The following is a 17,527-nucleotide window of genomic DNA, read 5'->3' as shown; positions in this document are numbered from 1 at the left end:
TTTTTTACTGCGCACTGCGTACTGCATACTGCGCACTGCGTACTGCGTACTTCTGTGCCCTACTTACTTTTCATACATTAAAAACTATATAATCTTACAATCTTTATCCCAAATCTCCCATGCAACCAAAATTGTCTACATCCATAGAAAAAATTCTTTCAGTCAAGAACCTGGTCAAGGTATTTGATATTTCTGGAGGTTTTCTTGATCAGCTGAGCATTCAAAATGGCAGGCCCGTGCGCACGAAGACAACGGTCAAGGCGCTGAATGATGTTTCTTTCAGTATATTTCCGGGAGAGACATTCAGTGTGGTGGGAGAATCAGGATGCGGAAAATCAACCCTGGGCAGGACGGTTCTGGGGCTGTACCCACCCACGAGCGGCAAGATTCTGTATCGGGGAGAGAGAATCGACAATATCGACGCGAAAAAAATGCTTCCTTACCGGGCCAAAATGCAGATGATTTTCCAGGACCCGTACGCTTCTCTCAATCCGAGGATGAAGGTCAGACAGATCCTTCTTGAACCCGTGGCCTTTCATCGCCCGGACAAATCGGCTGCGGAACTTACAGACAAGGTCGACGAGATTATGGAGCTTGTGGGCGTAGACCCGGCCTGGGCAGACCGGTTTCCTCATGAATTTTCAGGGGGTCAACGCCAACGCATCAGTATCGCCCGCGCCCTGATGGTCGATCCGGAGTTCATCGTGGCTGACGAACCCATCTCGGCACTGGATGTCTCCATCCAGGCACAGATTCTGAACCTGCTTATGGATGCTCAGGAAAAAAAAGGATTGACCTATCTGTTCATAACCCATGATCTTTCAGTAGTTGAGCACATCAGTTCACGGGTGGCAGTCATGTATCTGGGATCATTGTGCGAGCTTGCCAGGGCCGAAGACCTCTTTGAATCGCCCAGCCATCCGTACACCAAGGCCCTGTTGAGTGCCATTCCCCGGCTGGGGCACAAGGGGCTTAAACATATCAAACTCTCCGGCGAGGTTCCAACCCCCATCAATCTGCCCTCGGGATGTTTCTTCCACGGTCGCTGCCCCCATTGTAACACGCGGTGCATAAACGAACGACCAGAGCTGATTACCCTGGAAAACGGGACCAAAGTCGCCTGTCACGCTGTGCAGGAAAAAAGAATCTGATCCCGAATCGAACCAGTCAGTGATGGCAGGCGTATCATACTTTTTACGAGACCTGAGTGTGATCCGACCCGCAGACAATCCAGAGACTCATAAGATGGTTCATCCCGGCAGAATAAAATCATCATCACCCGGTTCCTCCACAGCAGGCGACTTTTTTTCCGGTCCGGCTTCAGCCTTTTTCATGGCCAGCCCGATCTTGGTCAGCAATTCAGTGGAGTCCACGGACTTGACCACATAATAATCCGCGGCAATGGACTTGAAATCCTGCTGGAAGCTGTCATAGGCCGTGCAGAGAATCACCGGGATCTCCTGATCTTCTCTGCGAATGTCCTGAAGCAGATCGAGTCCGGATCGTTCCGGCCCCAGTTTGATATCCAGGACAACCACGTCGGGCTTTTCCGCAGCGATCAATGGAACAATCTTATCGCTTCCATCGGAAACAGCCACCTGATACCCGGCAGCTTCAAGCTCCTCCTGATAGAGCATGCGAATATGGGGCTCATCGTCTACCACAAGAACTTTTTGGTGCTTCATAATAGCATCTCCGGCTGTTTTTTATGGATATTTCCCTGATAGCCCGGATCGAAAAAATAGACAACCCACTTGAGCTATTCCATTTCGCTACCACAGTTATTACCCCTTCTCAATAGAAACCTGTCAATCCAAGGTATTCGCATCATGGTGGAAGTAACCATAGAACCGGACAACATCCGTCACTCATTCCCCAAAATCAATTCAGTACTCCAGCTCCTCAATCGGATCGACCGCAAGCCAGGCAACGTCCTGGTCATCCGCGAGGGAGAGCTGCTTACTCCTGATCAAAAAATTGGACCCAGCGACACTCTCATTGTCCGTGATGTGGTCTCACGAGGATAAAAGATGAAGTGCAAACGCTGCAAACAGCCTGCGGTAGTGGCCCTGCCCAGTCATAACACGGCATTCTGCAGAGAGTGTTACCTGATCTTTTTTGCCCGGCAGATGGAACGGGCCATCCACTCCCAAAGGATGTTCTCAAAAGATGACAGACTGCTCGTGGCCATCAGTGGAGGCAAGGATTCCCTGGCCGTTTCCTGGCAGCTGAAGAAACTCGGCTATGACATCACAGGACTGCATCTTGATCTGGGTATTGGAAATTCCTCCCTCATGGCCCGGGACATATCCGAACGATTCTGCGCTCAATTCGACATCCCCCTGCAGATCGTGGAGTTCGCGGCTGAAGGATTGGCCATTCCCGCTGTCCGGGAACGGGTCAAACGCCCCATCTGTTCGGTCTGTGGCCAGCTCAAGCGTCATTTTTTCAATAAAATGGCTGTAGAAGGCGGATATTCCGTACTTGTCACCGGTCACAATCTGGACGATGAAACAGCTAGATTGTTCTCCAACGTCATGGCCTGGGACACAACGTATCTGGAAAGTCAGGGGCCGGTCCTGCCTGGCGAAAATGGCTTTGCCAAAAAGGTCAAACCCCTGTATACCCTCTCGGAATTCGAGACCGCCAATCTCTGTTTTCTGGCCGGGATCGAATACGGGTATCATCCCTGTCCGTTCAGTAAAAAGGCCAGCTTTACCATCTACAAAAACCTGCTCAACCAGCTCGAAGAAATCCAGCCCGGACGCAAACGCAGCTTCTACCAGAAATTCCTCGAACACGGACGACCCCATTTCCAAACCAACGAACAAGGGGACTTGCCCCTGCGTCCCTGCCCCCAATGCGGCTTCCCCACATCGTCGCCAGAAGGGGAGCTCTGCGGGGCCTGTCGTATCCGTGAATACATGCGTGCAGACAAGTAATTAAACCCGGGACCGTTCCTCTCTCTGCGCTGGAAAATTCCAGGTCCACTCCGGGACGATCCGTATCACCCTACCACCTCCTCTCTCTCACCTTGTCCTTCTTTTTGACTAATTGTATCATATTGTTTCAAAACATCTCCATTCGATTTTTCCAATATGTTTCATTTCGTTTCTTTTCATCTCAAGGCTGCTCTTTGAAAAATTAACATGCTGAAATAATATACCATAAATTATGGCACCTTGTTTGCTATTTCACAATCTATCTTGTAACCTTTTGCAGCGTACAGACTATGACTCCGAAAATTCTCTTTGTGGACACTGATCGTTCGTTTTTGACCCACCTCTCCTCAAGACTTCGTCAACATGACATCCAGGTTGTCGAACAACTCGGGGTCAACGGGGTCGAAGATCAGCTCCGAGCCAGGCCCATCGGTATCGTGGTCATCGATATGGAGAGAATCAAAGGGGAAGGTATTGTCCTCATCAAGTCTATCAAAAACACCTTTCCCCGTACGGAGATCATTTTACTGACCAATGCGGAGCAGGTCTCCCTGTCCATAGAGGCCATGAAAATCGGCCCGTTCGAGGAAATCTATCTCCCCTTGGACATTCACGCTCTGGTCAAGACCATCAAACAGGCTCAAAAAAGGTGGGAAACTTCTTCCTGTCAATCCGGCATATGACGGCTGAACAATCGTTCCAATAAGCGAGGAGGTTCAAAGTGAAAACTATCAAGGTTGGGGAACTCATGATCCCCCTGGGAGAGTATGCACAAATCGATGAAAGCAAGACCCTGTTTGAAGCGGTCATGACCTTGCGCAAACTTCAAAAAGAAAAAAAGAAAAATATCCACACCAGTCTGCTGATCGTCACCCAGAAGGGCGAGATCGCCTCCATGCTGACCATTCTGGATATTTTTCGTTTCATGGAACCCAAATACAAAGACGTCGAAGAGATCGATCTTTCCCGGTTCGGCTTCCAGCCCGGCTATGTGGAATCCATGCTCGAATCGTATGATCTCTGGGCCAATCCCCTGGAGGACTTCTGTCGGAAGACGTCCCATGTGGTGCTCAACGATATCGAGCAAAAGCTGATTCCCAGAAACGTGATCGATGCGGATGCGACCCTGGATATTGCCGTTCACCGCATGATCCTGGACAACAAACATTCTTTGCTGGTCAAAAAAAATGGCAAATTTGTGGGGGTGCTCCGCTCCTATGACATCTTCGGCAAGATCTGCGAAGCCATCGAACAATGCGAAATTCCCTAAATACATGACACTGTATAAACTTAGTATATCCACTTTTCTACAAGCAAGGAGAAATACATAATGACTGCAGCAAAAACCGGTGGGGTCGAGTGGAGCCGGATTTTCTTTATTCTACTTGGTGTCACCTTGTTCACCGTTGTCTATTATTGTCCCCCTTGGCCGGACGCGGTCAACCCCATCACCGGTGATCACATCGTCCTGAGCAAGGAGGGCAAGGGGGCCCTGGCCGTATTCTTACTCGCCGGTATCTGGTGGGTCTTCGAGGTCGTACCCATCGGCATTACCAGTCTGGCCATCGGCGTGCTTCAGGCCATGTTTCATGTCCGTGAAGCCAAGGTGGCCTTCAATGACTTCATGGACCCTTCGGTCCTGTTCATCTTCGCCTCCCTGATCATCGGTGCCGTGTTCACCAAAACCGGATTGACCAAACGTCTTGCCTACAAGATGCTCATGATCGTGGGGGAGAAAACGAGCATGATCTATCTGGGATGCTTTGTAGTCACCGCCGCCATGACCCACCTTATGGCCCACACCGCTGTTGCCGCGACCATTTATCCTCTGCTTTTGACCATCTATGCCCTGTACGGCGAAGGGAACAAGCAGACCCGGTTCGGCAAGGGATTGTTCATCGGTATGGCCTACGTGGCCGGTGCAGGAAGTATCATCACCCTGCTCGGCGCAGCCCGCGGCGCGGTTGCCGTTGGTTTTTTCAAGGAAATCATTGGCACGGACATCACCTTTTTCCAGCTCACCTACTACATGGCCCCCATTGGCTGGCTCATGGTCTTTCTGCTCTGGGGCTTCATCATGATCGCGTTTCGACCTGAAAAGAAGATCATCCATGGTCTGCGTGCAAAGGCAACGGAGCTCAATGCGAACCTCGGCCCCATGACCCGCAATGAAATACTGGCTGCGGTCATCGTGGGTGGCGTCATTCTGGTCATGTCCCTGCGTTCCTTTGTCCCCGAGCTCAAGGCCATCGACAAGACCGCCATCATCCTGGTCTCGACCATCTTGTTCTATGTGCTGAAGATTCTGGATATCAAGAATCTGGAAGACGTTCCCTGGAACATCATCCTCTTGTTCGCCGGGGCCATGAGCATCGGCTTCTGTCTCTGGCAGACCGGAGCCGCCGAGTGGCTGGCCATCAACTGGCTGAACATGTTCAAGGATGCCCACTGGTTCGTCTTTGTCATGTCCATCGCCTTTTTTGTTATGATGATGACCAACTTCATCATGAACGTGGCCGCCATTGCCATCTCCCTACCCGTGGCATTGGTCATTGCGCCCTTCCTGCATGTCGCTCCGGAAGTGATTTTATTCGCCTCCCTGGTAACCGCAGGCATGCCCTTCCTGCTCCTGGTGGGAGCGGCGCCCAACGCCATTGCCTACGACTCAAAACAGTTTACAACCGGGGAATTCTTCTTGTATGGAATTCCTGCAAGTGTGTTGCTCATGATTGTTGTCGGATTGGCCGTCTACGTCATCTGGCCGTTTATGGGTATGCCCATCATTATTCCCTCATAAATAGCACCACCCATTGCAACTCAACGAACCACGGAATGCAGCAATGCCTTCCGTGGTTCCTGTTGCGATGCCAAACGTACCGATGAAACGCCAAGGAGGCTCATGGAACATCTACGCCAGCTCACCCGACGTATCGTCAACCGGATCAATATCAATCTGCGTGGTCCCAAAGTGGATTGCGGTCCGTATGCCCTGGAAATCGTCCCGGAAGAAAAATTTACTCAATTCTATGCCTTTTACGGGCTCTCCCCGGATCTTCCCCTGCATCTCAGATTCAAGGGCTCCTGCCTGGCTGGAAGCTATTTTTTGGGAAGATGCACGGTCGAGCACTCCCTTATCTACAAGACCGACATCCGAGGCGACGAATTCAAACGCAAAGGAACCCAGTTCGATTACGAAGGCCTCAGTATTCCCCTGCACCACGATGAAAAGGTGGTTATCAAGGACAGTTTTCTGGTTAAAACCCTTGTGCACAACTTCTCCCATGATCCGGAAAACCTGGAAGAATTCCGCATCAAAAACACCTTTTCCACACACTACGCCAACATCCACGGAGCCCCCATGGAAGGAGCCTTTTTGGGACCCTTTTCCACCGTGGACCTAACCTCCCTGCACGACTGCGTTGTGGGCACCTTTGCCTACGTCCAGGTCGGGGAGCTGTCTCATGAATGGATCGAGCCGGGCATGGTCTGGGTTCGATCCGAGGGCAACTTTGATTACAGATACCGCTTCCCTCTGGAACCCCTCAAAAAATACATCGATCTCAAGCCCCACAAACGTCCCACAGGCATTCTCTTTGATTTCGTGGAGTCAAGAAAACAGGAGTTCGAATCCATTTATTGCCGGGTTCAGAATCAGCCACCCTTCTCCACGCAGGGGGCCTCGGTCAGTCCGTACGCCGTGGTCAAACCCAAAACCCTGATCGGGGAGAATGTCCTTGTGGCCCAGCGGGCGTATATTGAAAATTCTTCCCTGGGACGGGGTTCCAACGCCCAGGAGAACTGCTATATCATTGATTCGACCCTCAAGGGCAACAATGTCACTGCCCACGGCGGCAAGGTCATGAGCTCCATACTCGGGGAAAACGTGTTCGTCGGATTCAATGCCTTTCTCCACGGCAAAGAGGACGCGCTCATCACCATTGGCAAGGATTCGATCATCATGCCCCATGCGATCATTGACGCCAAGGAACCGGTAACCATCCCCGAGAACACCCTGGCCTGGGGGCTGATCACCAGCCAGAAGGATCTCAAGCAAAACAGCGTCTCCCTGGATGAGCTCGCAGAGGTGGACGGCAAACTCGAGCTCGGATCCATGGTCTTTCAGGGTCACGGAAAGGCTTTTGTGGACGCCTTCAGACATCGGATCACCCATATCCTCGAGGCCAACGGTGCCTTTTATACAGGGCAGGACAAGGGTGGGCACGCTCAAAAAGGCCAGGACATCTCCTTCAACATCATCCAGCCCTATGCGGAAGGACCGCTTCGCGGGATGTATCCGACCATGGACATCTCCCATCTCGAAGACTGATACCCCGGATAGGATCGATACCAAACGATCCCGTGGCAATCTGTCAGAAAGGGAAGCGTTGATCTGCCGGGCAAGCACGCCATCAGAACATACAACAGGGGACGGAATCCTTCAAGGATTTCGTCCCTTTGTCATTTTCTGCACGAACAGACAATCATAATCGTTCCATCCCAGACAAGCCCAGCCAGGGCTGGAAACGATCTCATGATCACCATCCAGCGAAGAATACGCCCGAAGAGTCAGGACCTGCCCTGATCGCTGATTTCATGGAAATACACCGGATAGTCGTACTCGATACCTGCCCCATAGACGTCAGAGGACGCGGACTCGACGGGATTGCACCAGACAATCCGTCCGAAATACCCGCTGAATATCTCCGGACCCTTTTTCTCCTTGGCTGTGTAATCGGACATGCTGATCCGAATATCCTTTCCCGGAACCAAAGGGCGTTCAGACTCGATATACATACCGCCACTGCTATAATTCTTCATGGTTGCATGATAGGTCCGATAGGAATTTTCACTCACGAATTGGACCGGAGTGGAATGGGCGATCCTTCGATAGGATCTGGTTTCACGATGTTCCTGAAACGTGGCGGAATTCTTTTGCCCTTGCATGGTCACCTCCTTTGCCCCACTGGGTACATTTTGGAAGCAACCGTATCTCAAAACAATCCTTGTGACAATAAAAAATCAAAAAAATATGGGATGTTATACATTTTTCATTTTTCCTTTTCTTTTGTCGGACCTTTGTAACAATTCGGAAGTAGCCCAAAAGACGCAGGTCGTCTTTGATCGTCATCCCGGACGTGATCCGGGATCTTGTTCGACGGGGCAGCTGCTTATTCGACATACAATTCTCGAGGCCCAGGAGATCCCGGCCTGCGCCGGGATGACCTGCTTGCGACATCCGTTTCAATCCTACTGAGTAGTTAGGGACTTTTTTTAAAAAATCAGCAATCAGTTTTCACCTCCGGTCTGTAAAAACCCGCCAAAAAGACATGGTAGACCAGAATTGACAGAAATGGCGTTTATCGAGATCGGTTTTGCTTTCTCCCTGCTCAAATCATGTAATACATCCCACATGTTATCGTTTTTTTGGCTCAAGACCTTGGGGTATGGGAATTTCACGTTGCCAAAATTCGTGAAATCAGTTAGTTAGCCGTGTACTTTCTGACCCGAAAATGACGTGTCTGGTCACGAAACAATCCGGCTTTGGAGGTTTTTGACAAATTCGTAAAACCTATTGGCGCTCACAGGAGACTCTCATGTTTGGAAAATCTGTCAAATCAATGGTGCTCGCTTTTCTTGTCCTTACATTTATGTGTGGTTTTTCACGGGCAGGAACCATCAAGATCGGGTTGATGTGTCCCCTGACCGGCTCCTGGGCCAGTGAAGGTCAGGACATGAAACAGATCGTGGAGCTTTTGGCCGAAGACCTGAATGCCAAGGGCGGTCTATTGGGGAACGATGTGGAAATAGTTATCGGTGACGATGGCGGCGATCCCCGAACCGCAGCCCTTTCCGCCCAGCGTCTGTCCACCATGGGCATCGTGGCCGTCATCGGCACCTACGGTTCAGCCGTGACCGAGGCCTCCCAGAATATTTTCGCTGATTTCGACATCATCCAGATTGCCAACGGTTCCACTTCCATTCGTTTGACCGCCAAGGGGCTGGACAAATTTTTCCGTACCTGCCCCAGGGATGACGAACAGGGCAAGGTTGCCGTCAAGACCCTTGAATCCATGGGTTTCAAGCGCATCGCCATCCTGCACGACAACACCACCTATGCCAAGGGACTTGCCGAAGAGGCCCAAAAACTCCTTGCGCCCAGTTCAGCCGAAGTCGTCTTCTATGACGCCATGACCCCGGGTGAACGGGACTACAACTCCATCCTGATGAAGATGAAGGCAACCAAGCCCGAAGTGGTCTTTTTCACCGGGTATTACCCCGAAGCGGGCCTGATGCTCCGCCAGAAGATGGAGATGAACTGGGATGTTCCCTTTCTCGGCGGCGATGCCACCAACAATCCCCAGCTGGTGGAAATCGCGGGCAAGGATGCAGCCAAGGGTTTCTATTTCCTGAGCCCTCCGGTTCCCCAGGATCTGGACACTCCCGAAGCCGATGCATTCCTGAAAAGCTATGCCAAAAAATATGATTCCGAGCCCGGTTCCGTGTGGGCCGTGCTCTCCGGTGACGGGTTCCTGGCCATTACCACGGCCATCAAAAATACCAAATCCACTGATCCCGATGTCCTGGCCAAGTACATGCACACCGGGCTCAAGGACATGCCCGGGCTGACCGGAAAGATATCCTTTGACGACCAGGGTGACCGTATCGGCGACCTCTACCGTCTGTACCAGGTCGATGCGAACGGTGCCTTCATTCTCCAGCCCAAATAACACCATCTCACCTAGGAGAGACGCCGGGGTCTTCCCTGCTCCCGGCGTCTTTTTTCATGCCGGTTCCCTGGAATCGGGTAACGTCCTGCGGAAACACGAGAAACGCTTATGGAGCTTTTTTTCCAACAATTGACCAATGGATTGGCTGTAGGAGGCATCTACGCCCTCATCGCCCTCGGGTACACCATGGTCTACGGGGTGATGAAGCTGATCAATTTCGCCCACGGCGACCTGTTCACCATCGGGGCCTATCTGGGACTGACCCTGCTCACGGCCATGGGGCTGACCGAGACCCTTGGTCCGGTGGTCGGCATTCTGGTTCTGGCGGTCATGGTCATGGGTCTGGTGGCCATTATCGGGGTCATCCTGGAACGCGTCGCCTACAAGCCCCTGCGCGGGGCCGATCGTCTGGCAGCCGTAGTTTCCGCCCTGGGGGCCTCCATCTTCTTTCAGAACGCGGTCATGCTCATCTACGGGGCACGATTCAGGGTTTATCCCCACGACATCCTGCCCAAAATGGCAGTGAACATCCTGGGGCTGGAAATTCCGCTGATCAGAATCATCATTCTGGCCACCTCGCTGCTGCTCATGGCAGGCCTGTACTTTTTCGTCCAGAAGACCAAGACAGGTACGGCCATTCGTGCTGCAGCCATTGACCAGGGAGCAGCCAAGCTCATGGGTATCAATGTCAACCGGGTCATCAGTATCGTCTTTCTCATCGGTCCGGCCCTGGGCGGCGCTGCCGGAGTCATGGTCGGCATGTACTATGGCCAGGTCAACTTCACCATGGGGTGGATGTACGGGCTCAAGGCGTTCATTGCCGCCATTCTCGGGGGCATCGGAAATATCCCCGGGGCCATGCTCGGCGGGATACTTCTCGGGGTCATCGAGGCCATGGGAGCCGCGTATCTGTCCATTGCCTGGAAGGATGCCATCGCCTTTGTTGTCCTGATTCTCATTCTGATCGTCAGGCCTACGGGATTGTTGGGTGAACGCGTTGCTGAAAAGGTGTAGGCCATGAAAAAAATGTATGCTTTTTTCGCAGGTATTGTCGTTGTTCTGGCCTTTTGTCCGTCATTTCTGAACCCGTATTGGGTCGATGTGCTGAACAATATCGGCATCTATGCCATTCTGGCCCTGAGCCTCAATTTCATCCTCGGCCATGCGGGCATGTTCCACATGGGCCATGCAGCCTTTTTTGCCGTGGGTGCCTATGTTACGGCCATCCTGAATACCGTGTATCACATCCCTATCATCTGGCTCATGCCGCTCAGCGGCATTGCAGCTGCCGTTTTTGCGGCCATTGTGGCCCGGCCGATCATCCATCTGCGTGGGGATTATCTGCTCATCGTGACCATCGGTATCGTTGAGATTGTGCGCATCGCCCTGGTCAACGATATCTTCGGGGTTACCGGCGGATCAAACGGAATTTTCGGAATCGGCCGACCTGAATTCTTCGGCATGAAAATCAGAAGGCCTCATCAATTCTATTATTACATCTGGATTTTTCTGGGCATGAGCGTGGTCTTGTTCCGCATGCTCGAGGATTCACGATTCGGACGAGCCCTCAATTACATCAAGGAAGACGAACTGGCTGCCGAGGGATGCGGGATCAATACGGCCCATTACAAACTGATCGCCTTTGTGCTCGGTGCGTTCTGGGCAGGCATGGTCGGAAACATCTATGCCTCCAAGATGATGATCATTTCGCCGGAATCCTTTTCCTTCTGGGAGTCGGTCCTCTATTTCACCATCGTCATCATGGGCGGTTCAGGAAGCATTCCCGGAGTGATCCTGGGTGCCTTTCTCATTGTGGGACTCCCTGAAATTTTCCGGGAGTTTGCCAGCGCCAGGATGCTTATTTTCGGTGCGGCCATGGTCGTTATGATGATCTTCAGACCGGCAGGGATTCTTCCGCCTTTGCCCCGTATCTACAAGCTGGACAAGGTGAACAAAGGAGGATCTCGGTCATGACGCTTTTGCATGTATCCAATCTGACCAAATCCTTTGGCGGTCTCATGGCCGTGAATGACGTCAGTTTCGATCTGGAGGAAAACACGGTCATGGGGCTGATCGGTCCCAACGGAGCCGGCAAGACCACGGTCTTCAACCTGATCACCGGCAATTACCGGGCCGATACCGGCGAGGTCGTCTTTGGCGGCGAATCCCTGATCCGTACCTCCACCCATGATATTGTCAGCAAGGGGATCGCACGGACCTTTCAGACCATCCGCCTCTTCCCGAACATGAAGGTCATTGAAAACGTCCTGGCCGGATGTCATTGCCGGATGCGCTCGGGGATCTTTTCCTCCATGTTCCGGCTGCCTGCTCAGCGTCGCGAGGAACAAGAGGCCATTGGTAACGCCCTCAGGGAATTGGAATTTGTCGGTCTGAGTGACCAGGCCATGAACAAGGCCAAAAATCTTTCCTACGGCAATCAACGCCTCCTGGAAATCGCCAGGGCCCTGGCCGCTCAACCCAGGCTGATCGTCCTGGACGAGCCGGCCGGAGGGATGAATGCCCAGGAAACCGCCGCCCTGGTGGAACTCATCAAGGCAATCAAAAAACGGGGAATAACCGTTCTGCTCATCGAGCACGACATGAGTCTGGTCATGCGCATCTGTGAACAGATCATTGTCTTGGAGCACGGCGCCCTCATCGCCCAAGGGTCCCCGGAAGTCGTACAGAACAATCCCAGGGTCATCGAGGCCTATCTGGGAACCGACGAGGACTGATCATGCTGCTTGGAATCGAAAATCTTCATGTCACATACGGGAATGTCGAAGCGTTGCACGGCATCGATCTGGCCGTTGAACAGGGCGAGATTGTGACCATCCTGGGTGCCAACGGGGCGGGCAAATCCACCACGCTGATGTCCATAAGCGGTCTGGTCAAGGCGAGCGAGGGATCGATCCGGTACAAGGACGACGACCTGACCACATTGCATGCCCATGATATCGTCAAAAAAGGCGTTTCCCAGGTCCCGGAAGGACGCCGTGTCTTCGGTACGCTGACCGTACAGGAAAACCTGAATCTCGGAGCCTTCACCCTTACGGACAAGGACAAGATCGCCAAAAACCAGGAATGGATCTTCTCCCTGTTCCCCCGACTCAACGAACGACGGGAACAGCTCGCAGGAACCCTCTCCGGCGGTGAACAGCAGATGCTGGCCATTGCCCGGGCCCTCATGGGCAGCCCGGATCTGCTCCTCCTTGACGAACCCAGTCTCGGACTCGCCCCCATCCTGGTCAAATCCATCTTTGAAACCGTCAAGGAAATCAGCCAGTCCGGCGTGACCATCCTGCTTGTTGAACAGAACGCACGAGCCGCCCTGAAGCTGGCCGACCGAGGCTACGTCATGGAAGTCGGCCGTATCGTCCTGGAAGGCAAGGCCGATGATCTGCTCAAAAACACGGAGATCAGCAAGGCCTATCTGGGAGGATGAGAGCCATACCTTGTCGAACCAGGATTTCCCCCTCACCCGCCCAGAATCGCCCAACCCGCTTTCCACCAAGGCACAGAGCGTGTCCGTAATCGCTGGGAGCCATTATTTTAATTGACAGCAAGTAGGGTCTTGTATAGTTCCCATTGGTCTTCGGGAAGTGGCGCAGCTTGGTAGCGCATCTGGTTTGGGACCAGAGGGTCGCAGGTTCAAATCCTGTCTTCCCGACCAGCAAAATCAAAGGCTTACGCCAAACAGCGTAAGCCTTTTTTTGTATTACCGGGTTTTTGGCGTCAGTTTTGGTGTCAGTAAGGCGAGCGGTTATGGAGATTTTCAGCACCAGTCAGATCTGCCTAGAAGTATATTATTCAGGATCACCAACATATTTTTCGACCGAACAGGCGAAAACACTTATCGTTCTGGATGCTGATCAAACATCTGCCCCCCCCTTTGCCACCAATCCCTGCCTCCTTCAAATATTCTTTCTCTCCAGAATTGCTCTATTTGTCTTTGAATTCTGAACATCAACTGAATCTGATCCTTCTGCCCCCCAGCAGATGCACATCCCAAAAAGAGGGACATGCCTCTGAAACCGGGTGCATGTATAGCAGCTGGTGAGATATAAAAAAACTCGATTGGTCCTAAGGAAAATAGTCATGTCTAAGCAAATTCCCAAAGGTTACGTTGATACCAAGAAAATAGTCGAGGTCTTAAAAATTTCATATCATACCCTTTGTATCTTTTTAAACACTGGTCTACTAAAAACACTTAATACACCCAGAAAATTTTCAACAAGAAATATCAAAAAAGCTTTTGTAGAAACGAAAGGACTTAATAAGATTATTCATGAATTCAAAAATGAAAATTTCATGTTTACCAATTTAGACAAAGGCCAAAGAATGACTTTGTTACATCGACATTTTGAATATAAATCTTTGGTAGAAAAAGAAAAAAAATATATTGAAAGAATTAAAAATCTTGAAAATAATTTAAAAAAAACAGAATCATCACTCAAAAAGTACAAAAATAAATGTAATAATTTAAAAAAAATGATTATTAGAACACAAAAAAGAACAGAAAGTCTGATCAAATTAACAGCCGAATGCTACAATGATCCATACATGAATTCAAAAAAAATTATAACTAGATCTGATCTGATAAAAAAATGCTTCACAATGAACCTTCAAAATCTTCTTCAAGAAAACAAAAAAACTCATCAACCACAACCAATATTAAAAACTTGTGCTTGGACAATATTTAGAGATAGTTTTTCATATACAAATAGATTATATGAGATAAATAAAGGATTCGTTGAAAAAAAATCAAAATAATCTGCAACTTCAAAAAATTATAGCACCCTTCTCAATATATATTCTTCCTTGCCATTTCATACTCCTCCGCAACAAACATCTCTCTGTATCCATAGCCACCCAATTAACTTGGGCTACCTTCCTTCTGATCACTTAGGTTAATTTCCGATAAGGCGACAATACTCCCAAGACAACGGGACAATCGTTCCATTTTTTTTGCAACAGCACACCTTCCGAGTAAGCTCCTCTCTCCGCGACCCCAGAACACCCTCACGCGAACGCCTCATATTCATCGAGATTTACAAAAACGAATGCGGTATATTTTATCATGAAAACCGTCGTTGCCCTATAAGACCATACATATCTTATTACAGAACCCATTAACATACTGTTTTAAAGCAATTTTTTTAATAAGTGTAAAATTTTCATTTTTTTTCATTTTACCCTTATCTGAGTTTGAAGAGCATTATGGAGCAGTAACAAAAATTTAAAATTGCATAACTTCCCGAAATAAAAGTAAATAGAATAATTTTTTTAACCGAATATTTCTGAATAAATTTGTCAAGTGGTGAAATAATGAAAATGCCAATTTACCTATCTTAAAATCGTCATCGCAAAATAACCAAAACGTTATTTTTCTTTTAGCAATTTGAACGCATAAACGCTTATTATACCTATATAAAAAAAATATTTTTTTGTTATCCTTTTTTTTCAAAATGGTACTTAAAATACACAAAAAAAAATTGTAGATTTTATCACTTTACCATTATTCGTGAGTATTTATATTTTCTCCACGACACAAACAACAAAAAGGAGATAGTTATGAATTCTGATCAGAGAGAAAGCATAATGTCACTATTTAAAAAAAATTGGAAATCTCCATTTGTCGCTAGGACACATGTAGGCGAGTTTAGTGGTGGTTTGTTACATCCAAGGACAATGGCTAATTTAGATTCACAGAAAAAAGGTCCATCTAGACGTATTAGACTGGGACGTAGCATAGCTTATCCGGTTGATGAACTATTGCTCTGGATGACTAATAATATAGAATTTTTATAAATCGTCATAAAAGTTATGGATAAATAGTCATGATGATACGGATGCTCGGTTAATACAGACACAAATTAACTACACACATACTACAGCGGTAATTTTCAAAAAAGTTGTCGCCTTTTTCGACCGACAAGCTTTGAAAATCAGAGATCACCCGAACAGAAAATCACCCTGAATTTTACTGAGGGACGAAGCGTAGTACTAAACCAGGACAAAAAAGGTCGGCAACAAATCCCTTAGTTGCCGACCTTTCCAAAAAAAGCACCACTTCCCCCTGCCCGATATCTACTGCGGGAGAATGGCCAAAGAATCTAGTCAATTTTTTGATAACCGATCTCTCAAGGAAAAGCAATCTCGGGCATACAAACATTGCCGAGGAACCCATGCAGAAAAATTGTAGAAAAAAAAGCTCCCAGCAAGATCCAGCCTACGAAACTCAAAGTGAAATGGCAAAATTTCATGAAATTCTCGCCGATCATGGACTTTATCCAGACGAGATCATTTTTTCAAAAAAAATACAACGATTCTCGACAAATGAGTCGCCTACCGACAAAGCTGGATACTACCAAATTTTCGACAATAAGAACGGTCTGTTAGGCGGATTTTACGGAGATTGGCGAACAGGGCTAAGTGGAACATGGTACTCCAAAAATCTTTCCAAGTTTAGCCCCAAAGATTTCAAAAAAATCAGGACACAAATTAAAAAAGGAAAAGAAGAAGAAGCATACCTACGCAAGCAACTACATGAGGATGCAGCTAACAATGCAAAAAAAATATGGAATAATTCTGCTCCTGCTCAATCGAAACATTTATACCTGCAAAAGAAGAGAATTAATTCATATGGTCTACATCAAGACAATGAAAAACTTATTATACCAGCTGTTAATATCGATAATATTGTTCAATCAATTCAATATATATACCCTGATGGCAAAAAATTATTTTTAGACAATGGTAAAATTAAATCTCATTTTTTCAAGATAAATGGAAAAAATGATATAATTGTACTATGTGAAGGATATTCAACAGCAGCATCTATATATGAATCTACAGGATATTCCGTTTTTGCTTCCTTCAGTGCATCAAATCTATTGCCGGTTGCTCAAGAAATACGTTTTAAATACCCAAAAAAACGAATTATTATAGCTGCTGATAATGACCAGTGGAAGGCTATCAATACTGGGCTAGTCAAGGGAATGGAGGCGGCCAAAAAAATCCAGGCCGACTTTGTCGTCCCTAATTTTAAAAATATCACATCAAAACCGAATGACTTCAACGACTTACACCGCCTCGAAGGACTCGATACAGTCAGAAATCAAATTAACGCAGCGAAAACTGTTGTGGTAGAAAATGAACCACCTTTTGTTTGTAGGCATGACGGCGTATACCATTTGTCCACAGATGCAGAAGAGCATATTTTATTCGAGTATGTATGCAGCCCTGTTCATGTAACCGCGCACACTCGTAACCACGATAACGAAAATTGGGGACTATTGCTTGAAATACTCGATCCTGACGGAAAAACGCATCAATGGGCAATGCCCATGTCGATGATTGCGGGTAATGGAGACTCATATAGATCTCACTTAATGCATTTAGGTATGCGGCTAGGTAGTGCTAAGAATTCAAAGTATTTATTGTATGATTACCTCATGTCTTCAAATGCCAAAAAACGAGTACGATGTGTGTCTCGAATTGGATGGCATGGCGATTCATTTATTTTGCCAAACTATAACTATGGAAATTCAAAAGAAGAAGTAGTCCTGCAGACCTTGCCCTCTGACAATTTATTTTGTCAATCAGGTACGTTGGAAGAATGGAAATCGAATATTGGAAAATACTGTATTGCTAACAACCGTCTTCAATTCGTTATATCTTTAGCTTTTGCTGCACCATTTCTCGAACCTATGGGTTCAGGATCTGGAGGATTCAACTTCGTTGGCGATTCCTCCGTTGGCAAATCTACTCTGGGCAAAATTGCAGGAAGCATTTGCGGGGGAGGTGGCATCAACGGATATATTTCATCTTGGCGAGCGACAGATAATGCTCTTG

17 protein-coding genes and 1 tRNA gene are annotated in these 17,527 nt (G+C 48.5%); 16 read left to right on the top strand and 2 right to left on the bottom strand.

What is annotated here, in order from left to right:
* The first annotated feature begins 131 nt into the window (after nt 1-131).
* A complete protein-coding gene (locus ACTVJH_RS09620) occupies nt 132-1,151 on the top strand; it encodes an ABC transporter ATP-binding protein (protein ID WP_455989808.1) in 1,020 nt (339 codons plus the stop codon).
* 99 nt (nt 1,152-1,250) lie between these two features.
* On the opposite strand, the gene ACTVJH_RS09615 is transcribed toward ACTVJH_RS09620, so the two are convergent.
* Nucleotides 1,251-1,685, bottom strand: coding sequence for a response regulator (locus ACTVJH_RS09615; RefSeq protein ID WP_455989806.1), 435 nt, complete (start codon nt 1,683-1,685; stop codon nt 1,251-1,253).
* Nucleotides 1,686-1,829: 144 nt separating this feature from the next.
* On the opposite strand from ACTVJH_RS09615, the gene ACTVJH_RS09610 reads away from it, so the two are divergent.
* From ACTVJH_RS09610 to ACTVJH_RS09585, 6 genes are all read left to right on the top strand, one after another.
* A complete protein-coding gene (locus tag ACTVJH_RS09610) occupies nt 1,830-2,027 on the top strand; it encodes a hypothetical protein (RefSeq protein ID WP_455989804.1) in 198 nt (65 codons plus the stop codon).
* Nucleotides 2,028-2,030: 3 nt separating this feature from the next.
* Entirely contained in the window at nt 2,031-2,942 is a 912-nt protein-coding gene (locus ACTVJH_RS09605; RefSeq protein ID WP_455989802.1) for an ATP-binding protein, read from the top strand.
* A 290-nt stretch (nt 2,943-3,232) separates the two neighbouring features.
* On the top strand, nt 3,233-3,625 hold the full coding sequence (locus ACTVJH_RS09600) for a response regulator (protein WP_455989800.1): 393 nt from the start codon (nt 3,233-3,235) through the stop codon (nt 3,623-3,625).
* Between the two features lie 38 nt (nt 3,626-3,663).
* Nucleotides 3,664-4,212: a CBS domain-containing protein gene (locus ACTVJH_RS09595; RefSeq protein WP_455989798.1), complete on the top strand. Its 549-nt coding sequence runs from the start codon at nt 3,664-3,666 to the stop codon at nt 4,210-4,212.
* A gap of 60 nt (nt 4,213-4,272) precedes the next feature.
* Nucleotides 4,273-5,739, top strand: coding sequence for an SLC13 family permease (locus tag ACTVJH_RS09590; protein ID WP_455989796.1), 1,467 nt, complete (start codon nt 4,273-4,275; stop codon nt 5,737-5,739).
* 102 nt (nt 5,740-5,841) lie between these two features.
* Nucleotides 5,842-7,269 carry a transferase gene (locus tag ACTVJH_RS09585; RefSeq protein WP_455989794.1) on the top strand — a complete coding sequence of 476 codons (1,428 nt, stop codon included), beginning with the start codon at nt 5,842-5,844 and terminating at the stop codon, nt 7,267-7,269.
* 239 nt (nt 7,270-7,508) lie between these two features.
* Here ACTVJH_RS09585 and ACTVJH_RS09580 read toward each other — a convergent pair whose 3' ends face one another.
* Nucleotides 7,509-7,886 (bottom strand): PilZ domain-containing protein, encoded by a 378-nt coding sequence (locus tag ACTVJH_RS09580; RefSeq protein ID WP_455989792.1) that lies wholly within the window; start codon nt 7,884-7,886, stop codon nt 7,509-7,511.
* Nucleotides 7,887-8,536: 650 nt separating this feature from the next.
* Here ACTVJH_RS09580 and ACTVJH_RS09575 point away from each other — a divergent pair.
* From ACTVJH_RS09575 to ACTVJH_RS09535, 9 genes are all read left to right on the top strand, one after another.
* Nucleotides 8,537-9,670: a branched-chain amino acid ABC transporter substrate-binding protein gene (locus tag ACTVJH_RS09575; protein WP_455989790.1), complete on the top strand. Its 1,134-nt coding sequence runs from the start codon at nt 8,537-8,539 to the stop codon at nt 9,668-9,670.
* Between the two features lie 108 nt (nt 9,671-9,778).
* The gene (locus ACTVJH_RS09570; RefSeq protein ID WP_455989788.1) at nt 9,779-10,684 is read left to right on the top strand and encodes a branched-chain amino acid ABC transporter permease; all 906 of its coding nucleotides are present in this window, start codon (nt 9,779-9,781) and stop codon (nt 10,682-10,684) included.
* A 12-nt stretch (nt 10,685-10,696) separates the two neighbouring features.
* Nucleotides 10,697-11,644, top strand: a complete 948-nt coding sequence (locus ACTVJH_RS09565) for a branched-chain amino acid ABC transporter permease (protein WP_455989884.1) — start codon at nt 10,697-10,699, stop codon at nt 11,642-11,644.
* Nucleotides 11,641-12,405 carry an ABC transporter ATP-binding protein gene (locus ACTVJH_RS09560; protein WP_455989786.1) on the top strand — a complete coding sequence of 255 codons (765 nt, stop codon included), beginning with the start codon at nt 11,641-11,643 and terminating at the stop codon, nt 12,403-12,405. The genes ACTVJH_RS09565 and ACTVJH_RS09560 overlap by 4 nt, the downstream gene beginning before the upstream one ends.
* A 2-nt stretch (nt 12,406-12,407) precedes the next feature.
* A complete protein-coding gene (locus ACTVJH_RS09555) occupies nt 12,408-13,115 on the top strand; it encodes an ABC transporter ATP-binding protein (protein ID WP_455989784.1) in 708 nt (235 codons plus the stop codon).
* Between the two features lie 151 nt (nt 13,116-13,266).
* Nucleotides 13,267-13,343, top strand: a tRNA-Pro gene (locus ACTVJH_RS09550).
* Nucleotides 13,344-13,768: 425 nt separating this feature from the next.
* The gene (locus ACTVJH_RS09545) at nt 13,769-14,443 is read left to right on the top strand and encodes a hypothetical protein (RefSeq protein WP_455989782.1); all 675 of its coding nucleotides are present in this window, start codon (nt 13,769-13,771) and stop codon (nt 14,441-14,443) included.
* 801 nt (nt 14,444-15,244) lie between these two features.
* Complete coding sequence (locus ACTVJH_RS09540; RefSeq protein WP_455989780.1) at nt 15,245-15,481, top strand: hypothetical protein; 237 nt, start codon at nt 15,245-15,247, stop codon at nt 15,479-15,481.
* 377 nt (nt 15,482-15,858) lie between these two features.
* On the top strand, nt 15,859-17,527 hold a 1,669-nt coding region (locus ACTVJH_RS09535), incomplete at its 3' end, for a DUF927 domain-containing protein (RefSeq protein ID WP_455989778.1).

This window comes from Desulfoplanes sp. PS50, assembly GCF_053851535.1.
This window is presented reverse-complemented; position numbering and strand designations above follow the sequence as displayed.

Excerpts from the sequence above, each read along its gene's own strand:
- ACTVJH_RS09585 (WP_455989794.1), top strand. The coding sequence starts at position 5,842 with ATGGAACATCTACGCCAGCTCACCCGACGTATCGTCAACCGGATCAAT.
- ACTVJH_RS09600 (WP_455989800.1), top strand. The coding sequence starts at position 3,233 with ATGACTCCGAAAATTCTCTTTGTGGACACTGATCGTTCGTTTTTGACC.
- ACTVJH_RS09560 (WP_455989786.1), top strand. The coding sequence starts at position 11,641 with ATGACGCTTTTGCATGTATCCAATCTGACCAAATCCTTTGGCGGTCTC.
- ACTVJH_RS09580 (WP_455989792.1), bottom strand. The coding sequence starts at position 7,886 with ATGCAAGGGCAAAAGAATTCCGCCACGTTTCAGGAACATCGTGAAACC.
- ACTVJH_RS09610 (WP_455989804.1), top strand. The coding sequence starts at position 1,830 with ATGGTGGAAGTAACCATAGAACCGGACAACATCCGTCACTCATTCCCC.
- ACTVJH_RS09570 (WP_455989788.1), top strand. The coding sequence starts at position 9,779 with ATGGAGCTTTTTTTCCAACAATTGACCAATGGATTGGCTGTAGGAGGC.
- ACTVJH_RS09545 (WP_455989782.1), top strand. The coding sequence starts at position 13,769 with ATGTCTAAGCAAATTCCCAAAGGTTACGTTGATACCAAGAAAATAGTC.
- ACTVJH_RS09540 (WP_455989780.1), top strand. The coding sequence starts at position 15,245 with ATGAATTCTGATCAGAGAGAAAGCATAATGTCACTATTTAAAAAAAAT.
- ACTVJH_RS09590 (WP_455989796.1), top strand. The coding sequence starts at position 4,273 with ATGACTGCAGCAAAAACCGGTGGGGTCGAGTGGAGCCGGATTTTCTTT.
- ACTVJH_RS09565 (WP_455989884.1), top strand. The coding sequence starts at position 10,697 with ATGTATGCTTTTTTCGCAGGTATTGTCGTTGTTCTGGCCTTTTGTCCG.
- ACTVJH_RS09615 (WP_455989806.1), bottom strand. The coding sequence starts at position 1,685 with ATGAAGCACCAAAAAGTTCTTGTGGTAGACGATGAGCCCCATATTCGC.
- ACTVJH_RS09555 (WP_455989784.1), top strand. The coding sequence starts at position 12,408 with ATGCTGCTTGGAATCGAAAATCTTCATGTCACATACGGGAATGTCGAA.
- ACTVJH_RS09575 (WP_455989790.1), top strand. The coding sequence starts at position 8,537 with ATGTTTGGAAAATCTGTCAAATCAATGGTGCTCGCTTTTCTTGTCCTT.
- ACTVJH_RS09605 (WP_455989802.1), top strand. The coding sequence starts at position 2,031 with ATGAAGTGCAAACGCTGCAAACAGCCTGCGGTAGTGGCCCTGCCCAGT.